Raw genomic sequence first — 15,384 nt, 5'->3', positions numbered from 1 at the left:
TCATCAGATTTTGTTGTTAATTGTCGCTTAGTCTTCGATCAAACGAGCGTAAGTCGACAAACTGCCCAGTTCTATTATGAATTCCATCATGTCTGATCGGAACCAGGATTCCTCGACTTCCACCGGTGCGCCAGTGTCGGTGTAACTCACGCCTGCAACGCGCATGATTGGAGACCCAGTAGCCACGTCCAGTATCGCAGCGAGGTTCTCGTCTGCAATTTCAGCCCTAAGGGCTTGGTGTGCAGCAGTTACGTTCAGGCCAAATCGATCTGCAAGTACGCGATAGACAGAACCTTCGACGTCACTCTGGGTTAGCGAGCTGCAAATCTTTTCAGGAACCCAGATTTTTTCGAGCACGACGGGTTCGTTGTCAGCGAAACGAACACGCTCGAAGTGGAAAATCATATCACTTTCCGCAATGTCGAGTTGCTCGGCAATTCTCGGAGACGGTTTGCTTAAGGAAAACGAAATTACCTTGGTACTTACAGTTTTACCTGCTGCCTCCAGGATGTTCGTTGTGCTCTTAACATCGGACATGTCGCGTGTGACTGGCTGCGTTTCATCCGGGCGCATTAGGCCCTTGGGATTGACGAAACTGCCGACGCCTTGCTGCCTTCGTATGAAGCCTTCATTGACCAGTTTGGCGAGTGCTAGGCGGACGGTCATACGACTAACGCCATATGTTTTTGAGATCTGATCTTCGGTCGGAAAGGGATCATTTGCTTTCAATTCGCCATTGGCGATCTTGAGACGAAAAATCTCACCCAGTTGATAAACAAGCGGGACGCCGCTTTTCACGAGTCGGTTCGACATGTTCATCTTATCTCCCGCTATCGGTTGAAAAACGATAGATGGTTGTTGCTTCGTAGCGCTCGCCAGGTCTCAACGTGGTTGTCGGAAAGGACGGTTGGTTTGGAGAGTCAGGCAGATGGCGCGGCTCAAGCGTAAAAGCATCTCCTTGTCTATACTGCCTTCCACTTGCCCCAATCAGACTTCCATTGAGAAAATTACCCGAGTAGAATGCAAGGCTGGGTTCAGTGGTTTGAACATCAAGTATTCGACCAGTCACAGGGTCATAAGCACGAGCCACGACGCGCAGGTTCTTGCTGCCATCAAGGACAAAACTGCAGTCATAGCCTTTTGCAAATTTTGTGAGCGGATGTCCACTCCGTATCCGAGCGCCGATTGTGTGGGGAGTTCTGAAGTCGAGCGGTGTTTCGACCACATCAAGAATACGGCCGGTTGGAATGAGCTCGTCATCGACCTCGATTACCTTGTCGGCATTGACTGTGAGGACGTGGCCTTCAACCGTGCCGCTTCCTTCGCCACCAAGATTGAAATAGGAGTGATTTGTCAGATTCAGCACTGTTGGCTTGTCTGTTATAGCCTCGTAGTCAATCTGAAACTCATTGTCGTTCGTGACGCTATACGTTACAGAGACATCAAGTTTTCCAGGATATCCTTCATCGCCGTCCGGGCTACTATAAGTCAATTTTGCCGAAGATTCCGACAAGACCTCCACGCTCCAGATTTTCTTATCAAAACCTTGAGCTCCTCCTGCGATGTGGTTGCGACCGTTATTCGCAGACAATGAGTACTCAACACCATCGAGCGCAAATCTTGCCTTGGCGATGCGGCCACTAAAACGGCCAACTAGCGCTCCGAAATACGGGTGGTCGCGATGATATTCGGCTTCTGTTGCGAAACTCATCACAACGTTGGCCGCATGTCCTGACCTGTCGGGCGTTATGATCGATTTAACGCAACCGCCGATATCTAAAAATTCCACGGATAAGCCGCTGCGGCCTTGCAGTTTGTAAAGCATTGTTCACCTCTTCGCCGCCTCTTACTGAGGCGTACTTTTATTATGTCATTATGTTGTTATAACAAATGGGTGATTGCAAGAGAAAAATTTTAAAAACTGCTTTTTTTTAACCTGATGAAAGGTGGGTGGTCGCGGAGGTGTCTCTATCAAGTACTGAATTTACAAAGGCAGCGCATAAGCTCCCGAAAAGATAGAGAATCGAAAGCTGGCGCGTGCTCTTCCTACGTGTAATTGCGTCTGGCCTTAGGCAAGATGATGCGTTGCAAGCCTAACCAATGACAGACGTGCAGTGCAGTTTCTTCACGAAAGTTTAGCACGACCCTTGAAGGACCAAGTCAAATCGCGCCTTCTGTCATCCGACTCTGTGAAGGTCCGCTTTGATTTCGAAAGATTCCGTCCCAGAGGCAGGGTCCCAATTATGTTGAAAGGCACTCGGACTGCGGAGCAAGTTGAAGTCGTCATCGGATGATCCAATCCTTGCTTCTAAAAAAGATATCACCACATCACGTCCCCACCATTTGGTGAAAGGCTCTGTCCGATCATAAAGGCGGCTTCATCGCTGGCAAGGTAAAGATAGGCTGAAGCGATTTCGTCGACGCTTCCGAGGCGTCTGATTGGCAACTGGGATATTTTCCATTCCTTCCATGCCGGGTCGCTCGAGTGCCACATTTGGGTATCGGTCGGCCCGGGGCAGACGCAATTTACCGTTATGCCCTTCGCAGCGACTTCTTGGGCGAGCGAAACAGTGAGAGCAACGAGCGCAGCTTTGGACGCACAGTAAGCCGCTTGCCCGGGTGCAGGCTTATGAGCTAGCTGCGATGCTGTATTGATGATGCGGCCATAACCGCGCTCCAACATGTGGGGAAGCACGGCTTGGATGGCGTGCAGCGTGCCATAAATATTTACCTCAAAGACACGCCGCCATTCTTGCAGGGATACCTGTTGAAGTTCAGTGGCAGATGTGCCGGTCCCGGCATTGTTGATCAGGATGTCGATATGACCAAGTGTTTGCAATGCGCCGTCGACTGCATGTCTGACCGATTTTGCATCGGATACATCGCATACGATACGATCTAAGGATAAACCCTGCACAAGTTCGGACGGTTCGAAAAGGTCTGCCACGCAGATCCTCAAGCCGGACTGCTCAAACAGGTTTCCTACAGCTGCGCCGATTCCCGATTTCCCACCAAAGATGAGCGCTGTTCGTTGGCGGTTTGCTCGCATTATCAATGCTCCATCCGCGCGCGCGGCAGGAACCGCCCATAACCGGGTTCGCCGCAATACTTGCTATTTTCGACGATAACTTTCCCCCGGAGCAGCACAGAAATCACTTTTCCTCGGACGTCTATCCCTTCATAGGCGGAATAATCCACAGCATGGTGCAGCTCGTCATTGCGGATCGTGCGTCGAGCGTTGGCGTCGAAGAGCACTAGGTCAGCATCGCAGCCGACTGCGATCGTACCCTTCCTAGGTGATAGTCCGAAAGTTCGCGCCGGTCTTGAGGCTACGAGGTCGACAAATTGCTCTATAGTGATGCGACCCTCAACCACACCTTGATAGAGCATAATGAAACGCTCTTCGATTCCTGGAAGACCATTGGGAATTTTTGTGAAGTCGCCGCGCCCACCCTGCTTCTGATCGTGAAAACGCGTCGAGGAATGGTCAGATGACACAGTTTCGAGAATGTTGTGGCGTAACGCCAGCCAGAGTGCTTCCTGATCCGCCCTTGTGCGAGCCGGTGGAGAGAACACGTATTTCGCGCCTTCAAAATTGGGTCGATCAAGGTGATCTTTCGTCAGATAGAGGTAGTGGGTGCAGGTCTCTGCAAGCACCGGGGCGCCACGCAGTTTGCCACGTACCACCTCGTCAAGGGCCTCGGCGCAGGTGACGTGAACGATGTAGAGCGGAGCCCCCGTCATCTCCGCCAGCGCGACAGCACGGGCGGTCGCTTCTGCTTCTGCTCTGGCGGGGCGACTAGCGGCGTGGTATTTAGGCTCTGTTTTTCCCTCTCGCAAAAGTTGTTGCTGCAGAAAATGAACGGCATCGCCGTTTTCGGCATGTACCATAACCATCGCACCGCAGTTCCTTGCTACATCCATGGCCGTGATCAGCGCATGGTCGTCCACCATGGCGCCGCCCTTTCCGGACATGAACAGCTTGAAGCTGGTGATGCCTTTATCTGGAAGTGTCGCTAGCTCGTTCGCGATCTCGGCATTAAAATCCGGGATCAGCATGTGGTAGCCATAGTCAATCGCTGCCTTGCCTTCGGCCTTGGTATTCCAGTTAGCTATACCCTGCGCGAGCGTGCCGCCAGGAGTCTGCTGGCAGAAGTCGATAAGGGACGTCGTTCCGCCGCAGGCTGCGGCGATCGTGCCGGACCGGAAATCATCTGCGGTCATCATGTCGAGCGAAGGCGCGTCGAGATGGGTATGAACATCGACGCCGCCCGGCAGCACCAGCAGCCCCTCTGCAGATATAGTCCGTCGCGCCGCGGGCAGCATGCCTCCAATCTGCACAATCTGGCCGCGATTGATTGCAAGGTCGGCCACGAAAGTCCCTGCGTTGGTCGCAATCGTGCCGTCGACAATAATAAGATCTATCATACGCCTGTTCTTTATGCAGAATGATGTGCTATTAAGAGAACATAATATTGCGGCCTCTCTCGGTCAACGGCTTTTGGATGACATAAGCAGAAAAGCTGTGTTAGGCGTCATGCTTCACTTAAGGTTTTCATCATGAAGTCTCCCCGCCCTACCGTGACACCCATGCAAGAGCCATCGTCACAGGCACCCGAGAAACTCAGCCACGACGGTACCCATTGGACGGTGACATCCGGAGTTGGCGAAGGCGGCAAACCGGGCTTGGGCTTAGTGCCGGCCTTGGATAAGGCGATTGCAGTTATTGAATATCTCAATTGGCAGCCTGCCGATGAGACAACGCTTGCAAATATTTCGTCGGCGCTGAAAATTACTAAAAGTCATTGCCATTCGATCCTTAAGACGCTGCAGGAACACGGTTGGCTAAGATTTGACGAGCGAGCGAAAACTTACGCTCTCCATCCCGGGCTTCTAGGAAGCGTATCAAAGCTGCTGTCCATACCGATGATCGACATCATTCGAACTGAAATTGCCGGCCTGGTGAATGCCATCGGTCTTCCATTCGTTCTGTCTCAGCCGATGCCCGATCAGACTTTCATGCTGATCGATAAATTCCACGATCCGATGCGTATGGAAGTCTCCTTGCCGATCGGCTTTCGCTACCCACGCGATGCCTCGGCTCAAATGCGTGCATATCTTGCCTGGTTGCCGGAGGAGAAAGTTCAGACGTGGTTCGATGACTGGACGCCAGTTCAGTATACCGCAGCGACGCTGACGACCCAGGATGAGGTGGTTGCCGAACTCCAAGCCAGCCGACAGCGGGGTTATGCGCGCAGCCGTGCCGAATTCACGGATGGGCTGATGGCTATTGCCCTGCCAATTTTCGGTAAGAGCGGGGACGTGGTGTTTATTATCAACTGCTCTGCGCCCATTGACGTCATGAGTGCTCTCGAGGTTGAGGTGTCGACCGCAATGCGGGTTGCAGTGGCGGAGATCCACCAGCAGACCCTGGCGCGTCTGCCTGAAAACTTCCGCCGCTAACTAAAGAATCCACGTCCACGTACCCACACGTCATAGCCATTCGCAGCGTTAGCGGCAGCCGCCCCATGGCATGGTAGCGGTCAATTTCGCATGTCTAAGAGCCGCGGCCATGCTGCCTGAACGTCTGAGAGGGTCAGAGCAATCATCAGAGTACCACTTGGGCAGCTAGTCTTGCACGCCCACGCGCTGCATACGGCATACGCAGCCATTCTAAAATTATCCTTGACAGAAATTCCCTGACCCGCTTCTATGATCGCCATACAGAACGGCATTCTGTATAGAGAACTTCAAAAAAAGGGGAATGAAATGTCGATCACGAGTAAATACATCGGTTCATCGTCCCGCCTCCGCGCCAGTGGGCGAACGGTCTGCGCTGCCGCGTTCTTGGCGCTAGGCCTCTCACAGGCGGCTGCAGAAGAGATCACTATCGCTACGGTGAACAACCAGGACATGGTGATCATGCAGGAGCTCTCCTCCGACTGGGAGCAGAAGACTGGCAACTCCATCAATTGGCTTGTGCTGGAAGAAAACGTGCTACGCCAGCGGGTCACAACCGACATTTCTACCGATGGCGGCCAGTTCGACGTTATCACACTTGGCTCCTACGAGGCGCCGATCTGGGGAAAGAACGGCTGGCTATTCCCTGTCGATGATCTCGGTGCTGACTATGACTACGCCGATATCTTCGAGACTGTACGCAAGGGCCTCTCTACCGAAGGGAAGCTTTTTGCCCTGCCATTCTACGCTGAAAGCTCGATGACCTACTATCGCCGCGACCTGTTTGAAAAAGCCGGGATTACGATGCCCGAACAGCCGACTTATGCGCAAATCGCCGAATTCGCCGCTAAGGTCCACGACCCCGCCAAGAAGGTTTACGGCCTTTGCCTTCGCGGTAAGCCGGGCTCGGGCGAGAACATGGTGCCGATCATGACCTCGGTCAACACCCATGGTGGCAAGTGGTTCGACATGGAATGGAAACCGCAGATCAACACCGAGGCCTGGCACAAGGCTGTAAATCTTTATGTCGACCTGCTCAAAAAATACGGCCCGCCGGGGGTGACATCCAACGGCTACAACGAGACGCGGGCGCTTTTCGCTGGTGGTAATTGCGGTATGTGGATTGATGCCACGGTCGCCGCGGGTTACCTCTTCGATCCGGCTGAAAGTAAAGTCGCCGCCACGGTCGGATTTACCAAGGCACCGATCGCTGATGTGCCAAACGGCGCCGCGCTGCAGTGGGCGTGGGCTCTCGCCATTCCCAAATCGTCGGGTAAGGCCGACGTTGCAAAAAGCTTTATGGCTTGGGCGACCTCGAAGGAATATATCCGGGCTGTGGGTGAGAAGAAGGGCTGGATAGTGATCCCGCCGGGTACTCGGCAGTCCACCTATGATCTTGCCGAGTACCAGAAGGTTGCGCCCTTCGCGAACTTCGTCAAGGACGCGATCCTGTCGGCGGACCCAACCAAGCCCAGCAAGGATCCTGTACCATATACGGGCATAACCTATGCTTCGATACCGGAATACCAGAGCATCGGTACAGAGGTCGGCCAGCAGATTGCAGCCGCACTCACCGGCCAGCAAACAGTGGATCAAGCGCTCGTGGCCGGTCAGTCTTTCACGGAAAAGACCATGGAACAGTCGGGCTACTTAAAGAAGTAGCAAACTTTTCCTCCCGGCGCTGCGCTCGGCCGATACTTCGGTCGGGCGCAGTTCCGGAGGGCACCGGAGAATCAGACGTGAATTCAACTTCATCAACCCTTGAGCATGCTACCACCCAGGTGGATTCTTCCGCCAAGGTTGTGAGCACCCGTCCTAAAGTCTATCTCGTCGCGCCTTCAGTCGCGGTGCTGTTGGTGTGGACGACGGTACCCACCATCATGACCCTGTGGTTCTCCTTCCAGCACTACAATCTGGTGAACACTGCTGGGCGGGAGTTTGTCGGGCTCGACAACTACCTTTATTTTTTCAGTTCAAGCTCGCTGGCGATCGCGGCGCTGAATTCGATCTATGTCGTACTCGGCGTGATCGCCATAACGGTGACCCTCGGCATCGGTTTGGTTCTACTGCTTGACCGCGACTTTGTGGGGGCAAAAATTGCCCGCGTCCTGGCCATTTCGCCCTTCTTCGTAATGCCGACGGTTGCGGCGCTGATCTGGAAAAACCTACTTCTCGATCCGGTCAACGGATTGCTGGCAACCGTGCTGGGCCTCGTAGGGCTGCCGGCGGTGGATTGGTTCGGCACGTTGCCGATGTTTTCGATCATCGTTATCATTGCATGGCAGTGGATCGGCTTCTCGACCCTCATCCTGCTGACGGCCCTTCAATCGCTCGACCATGAGCTGAAGGAGGCCGCGGCGATGGATGGTGCCGGCGCCTTCGCAACATTCCGCTTCATCGTGCTGCCGCATCTCGCGCGGCCGATCGGCATTATCGTGATGATCGAGACGATCTTCCTGCTGTCGGTCTTCGCCGAAATCTTCGTGACCACATCGGGTGGCCCGGGTCTCGCATCGACCAATCTTTCGTTCCTGATTTATGTGCAGGCGCTGCTGCGCTTTGATGTCGGCCTGGCATCCGCGGGTGGCGTCATTTCGATCATACTGGCTAATGTCGTTGCCTATTTCCTGGCAAAGACAGTGTCTCGTTCTCTGGAGATTTGACCTATGGCAAAGCCCGGATCCTCATCCTCGACGGTCCTGAATTTCATCGCTGGCTGGGGCGCGGTGATCATTCTCATCTTCCCGATCATCTGGATGTTCCTGACCAGCTTCAAGACCGAGATCGACGCTCTGTCGCCGGAGGCATCACTGATCTTCCAACCGACGCTCGATAATTACCGAACGGTCCTGGCCCGATCAAATTACCTTACCTTCGCGCTAAACAGTGTCTACACGTCCGTCGCTGCGACACTGCTGGCGCTGCTGATCGGCTTTCCGGCCGCCTACAGCATGGCGTTCTTTCCAACAGCGAAGACGCGGCAGACGCTCCTCTGGCTTCTGTCTACGAAGATGATGCCACCCGTCGGCGTTCTTGTCCCAATCTACATTCTCTACCGAGACATGAGGCTCATCGACTCACATCTTGGCCTGATCCTGCTGTTCATGTTCGCAAACCTCCCGATCGTGGTGTGGATGCTCTTCTCCTTCTTCCGCGACATTCCCCGCGACATCCTCGAAGCCGCCCGCATCGACGGCGCCGGCCTCTGGGAGGAATTCCGATATGTCCTGATTCCGCTCTCCGGTCCGGCGCTCGCGTCCACGGCGCTGCTCTCGATCATCTTATGCTGGAACGAAGCGTTCTGGAGCATCAACCTCACAACGACCAAGGCGGCGACACTCGCGGCGTTCATCGCAACTTATTCGGCGCCGCAGGGCCTCTTCTGGGCCAAGCTGTCGGCGGCCGCGGTACTTGCGATCGCGCCCGTATTGATCATGGGCTGGGTCGGCCAGCGTCACCTTGTACGCGGTCTGACATTCGGAGCTGTGAAATGACCCCGATCAAACCGTGCGGGGAGAAGCCGAAGATATTGGTTACGGGGGCGGCAGGGCTGATCGGGAAAGCCGCTACGCGGGCGCTGCGCAATGAGGGCTTCCAGGTTTTGGCGACCGACCGCGCTGCTTCCGCCCATTGCCGGTCACTGGATTTCACCGACAGCGCGGCAACCGATGCACTGGCCAGCAGCGCGATAGAGGCGATTGTTCACTGTGGGGCGATTTCAGGCCCGGCTGATGCAAGAGAAAACCCGCAGCTGATCGCACCCGTCAACGTCGGCGGCACCATGAACCTTCTGGAGCTTGGGCGGAAAGCTGGCATCCGCCGGATGATCTACTGCTCGTCAACGAGCGTCTATGGAGACATTGCCGGTGATGGTCCGGTCATCGAAGATGTCGTGCTGCGGCCCAAGAGCCTCTACGGCGCCTCTAAGGCCGCGGCCGAGCTGATCGTCACCGGTCATGGCCAACAGTTCGGCATAAGTACGGTCTCCTTGCGGATCAGCACGGTCTATGGCCCCGACCGCAGGCACTTCTGTGCCGTCCGCACCCTTTTGGATGCGGCTGTACGGGGCCATTGCGGGATACTGGAACACGGCCTCCACGACTTCAGGCAGTATGTGCATGTCGATGACGTGGCAGCGGCAATTGTTCTAGCGCTCAAGGCGGATCGACCCGCGCAATCGGCCTATACAATCACCGGCGGTGAACGCCGGGATCTCGGCAGCATCGCAGATCTGGTTGCTCGCCTCGTCCCGGGCTTCGATTACCGGATCGGCGAAAGTCCTGACCCCGGCGAAGATCGCCATCCGATATTTTCGATCGCCGCTGCCGCGAGCGATCTGGGGTTTCAACCCCGGATTTCCATGGAACATGGCATGGCGGAGCTTATGACCCACATTCGTTTTAACGGCAAAATTATGGAGCAAGAATAATGACGCGTGTCCTCAGAATAGCCGCAGCACAAATGGGGCCGGTTAATTCCGCTGAACCACGCCGTGCAACAGTGAGCCGCATGATGGGTCTGCTCGATCAAGCAGCCGATGACGGCTGCAATCTCGCGGTCTTTCCCGAGCTTGCGCTGACGACCTTCTTTCCCCGGACTTATCTCGCCGATCTTCATAAAGCGGACGATTTCTACGAGCACGACATGCCCAACGCGGATGTGCAGCCGCTCTTCGATCTGGCGCGCCGTAGACACATTGGCTTTAGCCTGGGCTATGCCGAAATCACGACTGAGGGCGGGGCCAAGCATCGATACAATTCACAGATTCTTGTGGACCGTGACGGCCTGGTCGCAGCTAAGTATCGTAAGGTGCATTTGCCAGGGCATGCCGATTACCGCCCTGACGATCCCTTTCAGAATTTGGAAAAGTACTATTTTGAAGTCGGCGATCTCGGCTTTCCCGTCGTCAATGCCTTCGATGGCCAGGTGGGAATGTGCATCTGCAACGACCGCAGGTGGCCGGAAACCTACAGGATGATGGGTTTGAAAGGCGTCGAGTTGATCATGCTCGGATACACGACGCCGATCCATAATCCCCGAGCGGAACAGTCGCCGGAACTGCGCATGTTCCAGAGCCGATTGTGCATGCAGGCAGGCGCTTACCAGAACTCCACCTTCGTTGTCGGCGTAGCAAAGGCCGGTCGAGAGGATGGCGTCGACCTGATGGGCGGTTCCTGCATTATCCATCCGAACGGCCGCGTCATCGCCGAGACAAAGGGCGTCGACGACGAGATTGCAGTCGCGGACTGCGATCTGGACGATTGCCTGAACGGCAAGGCGGAAGAATTCAATTTTGAGCGCAACAGGCGTCCTGAACTTTATGACGGCCTGCTTGCATCCCACGGGAGCATTCGATGACAGCAGTCAGCATAGAAGGCCTGAACAAACATTTCGGCGCGATCCACACGCTCAGAAACATCAATCTCCATGTCGAGGAAGGGGAGTTCGTCGCCCTGATCGGTCCATCGGGTTGTGGCAAATCTACGCTGCTGAGGATCGTTGCGGGGCTGGAAGGTTCCACCAGTGGCGCGATCAGAATTGGCTCGCGTGACGTCACACAGCTGCCGTCCAAGCAGCGCGATATCGCCATGGTTTTCCAGAGCTACGCGCTCTACCCGCATATGACGGTCGCGGAAAACCTTGGCTTCTGCCTTCGCATGCAAAAGCGTCCAGAAAGCGAGATCAAATTGAAAGTTCTGGAAGCCGCGCGAACCCTTCATCTTGAGGCACTGCTCGAGCGGCGGCCCAAGGAACTTTCAGGCGGTCAGCGCCAACGCGTAGCAATGGGACGTGCGATCGTTCGAGACCCACAGGTGTTTCTCTTCGACGAACCGCTTTCAAATCTTGATGCGAAACTCCGCGTGGTCATGCGGTCGGAAATCAAGGAAGTTCAGCAACGCCTGATGACGACGACAATCTATGTCACGCATGACCAGATCGAGGCCATGACTATGGCGGATCGGATCGTGATCATGGACAAGGGCGAGATCATCCAGATCGATACGCCCATGGAGCTTTACCGAAAGCCTAGGAACACCTTCGTCGCGGGCTTCATAGGATCTCCGCAGATGAATTTTATCGATGCCAGACGCGATGGGAACGGCGGCGTGTCGCTTGGCAAGCAGGCGACGTTTCGGACGGAAGTTGACGTGCAATCGAAGGCGGGAGAGTTCGTCGTTGGAATACGTCCCGAAGACTTGCTTCTCGACCAGGAAGACGGCCTGCGGGCCAAGGTGACGCTCGTCGAACCGACCGGTTCGCAGACCTACATTCATGCCTGCACCGAGGACGGCACAAGTCTCGTGACAATCGAAAACAGTGAACGAAAGTTCCGATCCGGAGATTATATCCGGCTGAAGCCAGTGGCCCAGAACCTGCACTTCTTCGACCGGGCGTCAGGCGAGCGCCTGAGTTTAGCCTGATCGCGGCGGACGCAGATCGTATTTTTTGATGGGGATGGGTATGATGGATGAGCACGGATTGGTGCGATTCGAGGCAGCCGACAGTCAGGCAGGTGGTCAGAAACGGCCCTTTTCCAAGGCGGTGCGGGCGGGCGATTTCGTTTATGTTTCCGGCCAAGTTCCAACAATTGACGGCGAGATAGTTGCAGGCAATATAGTGGCGCAGACCGAACAGGTGATCACCAACGTCAAGTCAGTACTTGCGCTTGCCGGCTGTACGCTCGCTGATGTGGTTAAGGTGAATGTCTGGCTGCATGACGCGCGTGATTTCTCCAGTTTCAATGCCGTCTTCGAAAGACATTTCATCGATTGTCCGCCGGCGCGCTCAACTGTGCAGTCGCTTATAATGGTCGACGCCAAAGTGGAAATGGATGTAGTTGCCTATCGGCCGGCCCATCATGTCCGATAGTGTTACTTTTCCATGGCCCTCCATAGGCACGCCCATAGATCTCGTTGCGACCCCGATGCCGATCATCGACGAAGACCGAGTTGCCGCCAACATTGCTCGTGTTCAAACCTACATGAACCAATGTGACAAATCATTAAGGGTGCACATTAAGACCCACAAGTTGCCTGCGATCGCAAGACAGCAACTGTCGGCCGGCGCAGTGGGGATCAATTGTCAGAAATTAACTGAGGCCGAGGTATTCGCGGATGCTGGGTTCGAAGACATATTGCTTAGCTACAATATCGTGGGCCCCAAAAAGCTCACTCGTTTGCAGGCTCTTAATTCCCGTGTCGCAAAATTGAAGGTCGTCGCAGACAGTGGCACGGTGGTTGAAGCACTTGCTATCAAATTTAGACCGGACCGACCTCTGGCTGTCCTTGTGGAATGCGACACGGGTGGAGGTCGCTGTGGCGTCAAAACACCAGGAGCGGTCGTCAGTCTTGCCGAATCCATCAAGACGCACGCCTCTCTCGAATTTGCAGGAATTCTGACCTATCCAGCAATAGGGTCTGCAGGGACTGTTGAACGGTTCTTTGCAGAGAGCATGGCCCTCCTTGCGGATCGTGGCATCTCGTGCCCGATCAGGTCCAACGGAGGGTCTCCCGATCTGTTCAACTCGGACATCGTTCCCTCGGCAAACGAGCATCGCGCCGGCACCTATGTTTACAACGATCGCAGCATGGTACGCGTAGGACATTGCAGGGCAGAGGATGTCGCAATCGCGATGCTGGCGACCGTCGTGTCTCGTCCTAGTCCTGGGCGGGCAATACTAGATTGCGGCTCAAAATCGCTGACCTCTGATCTGATCGGTTTCGACAATTACGGTCTCGTCGAAGGCTTCGACGATGCCCGAATTGTTGCACTTTATGAGGAACACGCCGTCGTCGAGTTTGGACGATCTTTTGCGGAGGTCGGGTCGGCGGTGAAGGTCATTCCTAACCATGCTTGTCCAATCAGTAATCTGTTCGACCGGGTTGTGTTCCACCGGAATGGTCTTGTTACGCGAGTCGAAATGGTAGCTGCCCGAGGCATGGTTTGGTGAAAAATGAAATACTTAAACAATAGGTAAGATCGCCAAAATGGATTTCCCGACGCTTTAACTGGCGCTCATCAGAAAGGTGATCGAGCAGCCAAACCACGAGATGGTCAAATATGCCGCCGCCGTTGAGACGTGCCCAATCGATCCGGAGGCAATCTTGCTCACTTTAGAATGGACGAAAGCGATGCACCCGACTTAAATGCGCGGAGTGGACTCCGCGCCGCAGTCAAGACGGTCTCTCTATGCAGCTACCTGGTCCGCAAAACTTTCGCCATGAAATTCATAAAGGCTTTAACGTCGTCGAAAGCTGCAATAGCGACAACGGATTCGTCTTCTTTGGAAAAGGCTGTGAAATGACACCCACTCTCGCCACCGATCCTCGGCGAAGGTGACCCGTTTCAGGCCCGCGATGGCAAGCTATCGCAACTTCGGGCCGATTGAGCCAGACTAAGGCCGCAACCGCATCGCTCTCCCATTTAGTTTCGATCGCCCGGTTCTCCAACACCAGCGTGAACAGGGAGGTGGGGCCGTTGGCGATCTTGATGAAAATGATATGCAGCACGGCCGGTTCGAATGCGCTCCAGCAGACGCCCCACTTGGCGCTCGCTTAGATCAAGCACGTGACCCACCCCCCTATTACGCCCCTTCGTCAATCCTTATAGTCACCCGGGAAAACAATGTCCTGATCGACCAGGACATTGAACTTGTACCCGGGGCGGATTTCCAGCGTCGGCTGCACGTCCATATTTCTTTGGATGGTCCGATCCGCGACACGACCGAACGTTTCTGCGAAATTCCGCCGCGTTGCATCCGAGGCCGTGTCCTGGGTCGCGAGCGTCGAACTTTCCGGAACGGCCATGTCGATCCCTGTTCCGATCAGGGCAATCAGCACCGCCGAGCCGAACGTCTTCAGATAGTGATTGTTCACCTTGTCGTTGAAACCACCATATCCTTGCGCATCCGTCCCCGACATGCCGCCGATCTGTAAAGTCGAGCCGTTCGGGAAGATGATGTCGGTCCACACGACGAGAACGCGTTTCTGACCAAAAGACACCTTGCTGTCATAGCGACCGAAGAGCTTCGTTCCTTGCGGAATAAGCAGACGGTGGCCTGTCGCGCTGTCGTAAACGCTCTGGCTCACCTGGGCGGTGATCCGCCCTGGCAGATCGGAATTGATGCCAGTGATCAGTGTTGCCGGAATGACCGAACCGCGCTTCAGCTCGAAGGGCGATTGTTGGGGCACGACACGGTTCGGCAAGTAGCCAAGCTCTTTCAGGTCGGCGTTAAAAAAGTCCTCCTTGGCGCCTTGTGCATTGGGATCAACGTTTTGACCACCGAGCCCGGCGCGGAGCGCCGCTGCATAGAGATCGGGGGGGCTTCCGGTGTTTGTCGGAACTGTCGCGGCTCTTGCAGCCGTGTCTGCGGTCGCATCATGCGTTTCAGCACGCCCATCCAATTTGCCGCGATCTATGGCAAGCGGCGCATCATAGGCCGCGTTGTTCGCCTGCAGGCGGGCCATCCGCTGGCGCTGCTGCTCCCGCAGAACCTGTTCCTTTTGTTCTCGCTGAAGACGAGCCCGCCAGACGGCTTCCGCTTCGAGCTCTTGACCGCGCTGCTGCACCTCGCGTTGGCTTGGCTGTGGTGTGAAGGGATTGCTGGCCTTTTCGTCGACCTGTTTCGTTTCGATCGGCGTCGGCTGGAAGGTGGTCTGCTGCTGCGGCTCGCCGATAATGCCATCGGTGACGCCGCGTTTGATCTGGTCGGCGAATGTCGAAGCGGGGTTGCCCGAACTTGTCTCCGGGCCGCTGTCCTTGCCAAAGTAGAGACCGCGCGAGGCCAGCCCATAAAAGATCACGCCAAGAAACGCGACCGTCAGGACGATGATGACGACGATCGGCAGGCGATTGATCCGCCGAATAGCGGATGGGGCCTGGCTGTTTGGGGCGCCGCCGAGATTGAGAGATTGCACCATATGA

General features: G+C 55.3%; 15 protein-coding genes. 9 read left to right on the top strand and 6 right to left on the bottom strand.

What is annotated here, in order from left to right; translation table 11 throughout:
• Nucleotides 1–27: 27 nt before the first annotated feature.
• The 4 genes from IEI95_RS07200 to hydA form a co-directional block, all read right to left on the bottom strand.
• Nucleotides 28–819 carry a GntR family transcriptional regulator gene (locus IEI95_RS07200; protein ID WP_034948757.1) on the bottom strand — a complete coding sequence of 264 codons (792 nt, stop codon included), beginning with the start codon at nt 817–819 and terminating at the stop codon, nt 28–30.
• A 1-nt stretch (nt 820) separates the two neighbouring features.
• Nucleotides 821–1,825 (bottom strand): aldose epimerase family protein, encoded by a 1,005-nt coding sequence (locus IEI95_RS07195; protein ID WP_156551586.1) that lies wholly within the window; start codon nt 1,823–1,825, stop codon nt 821–823.
• 495 nt (nt 1,826–2,320) lie between these two features.
• The gene (locus IEI95_RS07190; RefSeq protein WP_034950165.1) at nt 2,321–3,049 is read right to left on the bottom strand and encodes an SDR family NAD(P)-dependent oxidoreductase; all 729 of its coding nucleotides are present in this window, start codon (nt 3,047–3,049) and stop codon (nt 2,321–2,323) included.
• A 2-nt stretch (nt 3,050–3,051) separates the two neighbouring features.
• Nucleotides 3,052–4,428, bottom strand: coding sequence for a dihydropyrimidinase (hydA, locus tag IEI95_RS07185; protein WP_156551588.1), 1,377 nt, complete (start codon nt 4,426–4,428; stop codon nt 3,052–3,054).
• 132 nt (nt 4,429–4,560) lie between these two features.
• Between hydA and IEI95_RS07180 the strand changes: the two genes are divergently transcribed.
• The 9 genes from IEI95_RS07180 to IEI95_RS07140 all read left to right on the top strand — a co-directional run bounded on the left by IEI95_RS07180 (nt 4,561) and on the right by IEI95_RS07140 (nt 13,411).
• Nucleotides 4,561–5,463, top strand: coding sequence for an IclR family transcriptional regulator (locus IEI95_RS07180; protein ID WP_194416210.1), 903 nt, complete (start codon nt 4,561–4,563; stop codon nt 5,461–5,463).
• Nucleotides 5,464–5,769: 306 nt separating this feature from the next.
• A complete protein-coding gene (locus tag IEI95_RS07175) occupies nt 5,770–7,122 on the top strand; it encodes an ABC transporter substrate-binding protein (protein ID WP_194416209.1) in 1,353 nt (450 codons plus the stop codon).
• Between the two features lie 119 nt (nt 7,123–7,241).
• Nucleotides 7,242–8,123, top strand: a complete 882-nt coding sequence (locus tag IEI95_RS07170) for a carbohydrate ABC transporter permease (RefSeq protein ID WP_234934174.1) — start codon at nt 7,242–7,244, stop codon at nt 8,121–8,123.
• Nucleotides 8,124–8,126: 3 nt separating this feature from the next.
• Nucleotides 8,127–8,954: a carbohydrate ABC transporter permease gene (locus IEI95_RS07165; protein ID WP_034950167.1), complete on the top strand. Its 828-nt coding sequence runs from the start codon at nt 8,127–8,129 to the stop codon at nt 8,952–8,954.
• A complete protein-coding gene (locus IEI95_RS07160; RefSeq protein WP_194416208.1) occupies nt 8,951–9,889 on the top strand; it encodes an NAD-dependent epimerase/dehydratase family protein in 939 nt (312 codons plus the stop codon). Before IEI95_RS07165 ends, IEI95_RS07160 begins: the two co-directional genes overlap by 4 nt.
• The gene (locus IEI95_RS07155; RefSeq protein WP_194416207.1) at nt 9,889–10,818 is read left to right on the top strand and encodes an N-carbamoyl-D-amino-acid hydrolase; all 930 of its coding nucleotides are present in this window, start codon (nt 9,889–9,891) and stop codon (nt 10,816–10,818) included. The genes IEI95_RS07160 and IEI95_RS07155 overlap by 1 nt, the downstream gene beginning before the upstream one ends.
• Nucleotides 10,815–11,882: a sn-glycerol-3-phosphate ABC transporter ATP-binding protein UgpC gene (locus IEI95_RS07150; RefSeq protein ID WP_194416206.1), complete on the top strand. Its 1,068-nt coding sequence runs from the start codon at nt 10,815–10,817 to the stop codon at nt 11,880–11,882. The genes IEI95_RS07155 and IEI95_RS07150 overlap by 4 nt, the downstream gene beginning before the upstream one ends.
• 43 nt (nt 11,883–11,925) lie before the next feature.
• Nucleotides 11,926–12,330, top strand: a complete 405-nt coding sequence (locus tag IEI95_RS07145) for a Rid family hydrolase (RefSeq protein ID WP_194416281.1) — start codon at nt 11,926–11,928, stop codon at nt 12,328–12,330.
• On the top strand, nt 12,320–13,411 hold the full coding sequence (locus tag IEI95_RS07140; protein WP_194416205.1) for an alanine racemase: 1,092 nt from the start codon (nt 12,320–12,322) through the stop codon (nt 13,409–13,411). The genes IEI95_RS07145 and IEI95_RS07140 overlap by 11 nt, the downstream gene beginning before the upstream one ends.
• 277 nt (nt 13,412–13,688) lie before the next feature.
• Here the strand turns inward: IEI95_RS07140 and IEI95_RS07135 are convergent, their stop codons facing one another.
• Nucleotides 13,689–13,970, bottom strand: a complete 282-nt coding sequence (locus IEI95_RS07135) for a hypothetical protein (RefSeq protein WP_156587754.1) — start codon at nt 13,968–13,970, stop codon at nt 13,689–13,691.
• An 87-nt stretch (nt 13,971–14,057) separates the two neighbouring features.
• Nucleotides 14,058–15,380 carry an IncP-type conjugal transfer protein TrbI gene (locus IEI95_RS07130; RefSeq protein WP_194416204.1) on the bottom strand — a complete coding sequence of 441 codons (1,323 nt, stop codon included), beginning with the start codon at nt 15,378–15,380 and terminating at the stop codon, nt 14,058–14,060.
• Between the last annotated feature and the right edge of the window lie 4 nt (nt 15,381–15,384).

Origin of the sequence: Agrobacterium vitis, from assembly GCF_014926405.1 — a bacterium.
GTDB lineage: Bacteria > Pseudomonadota > Alphaproteobacteria > Rhizobiales > Rhizobiaceae > Allorhizobium > Allorhizobium vitis_H.
The sequence above is the reverse complement of the archived record's forward strand: the minus strand, read 5'-3'. Positions and strand labels throughout refer to the sequence as shown.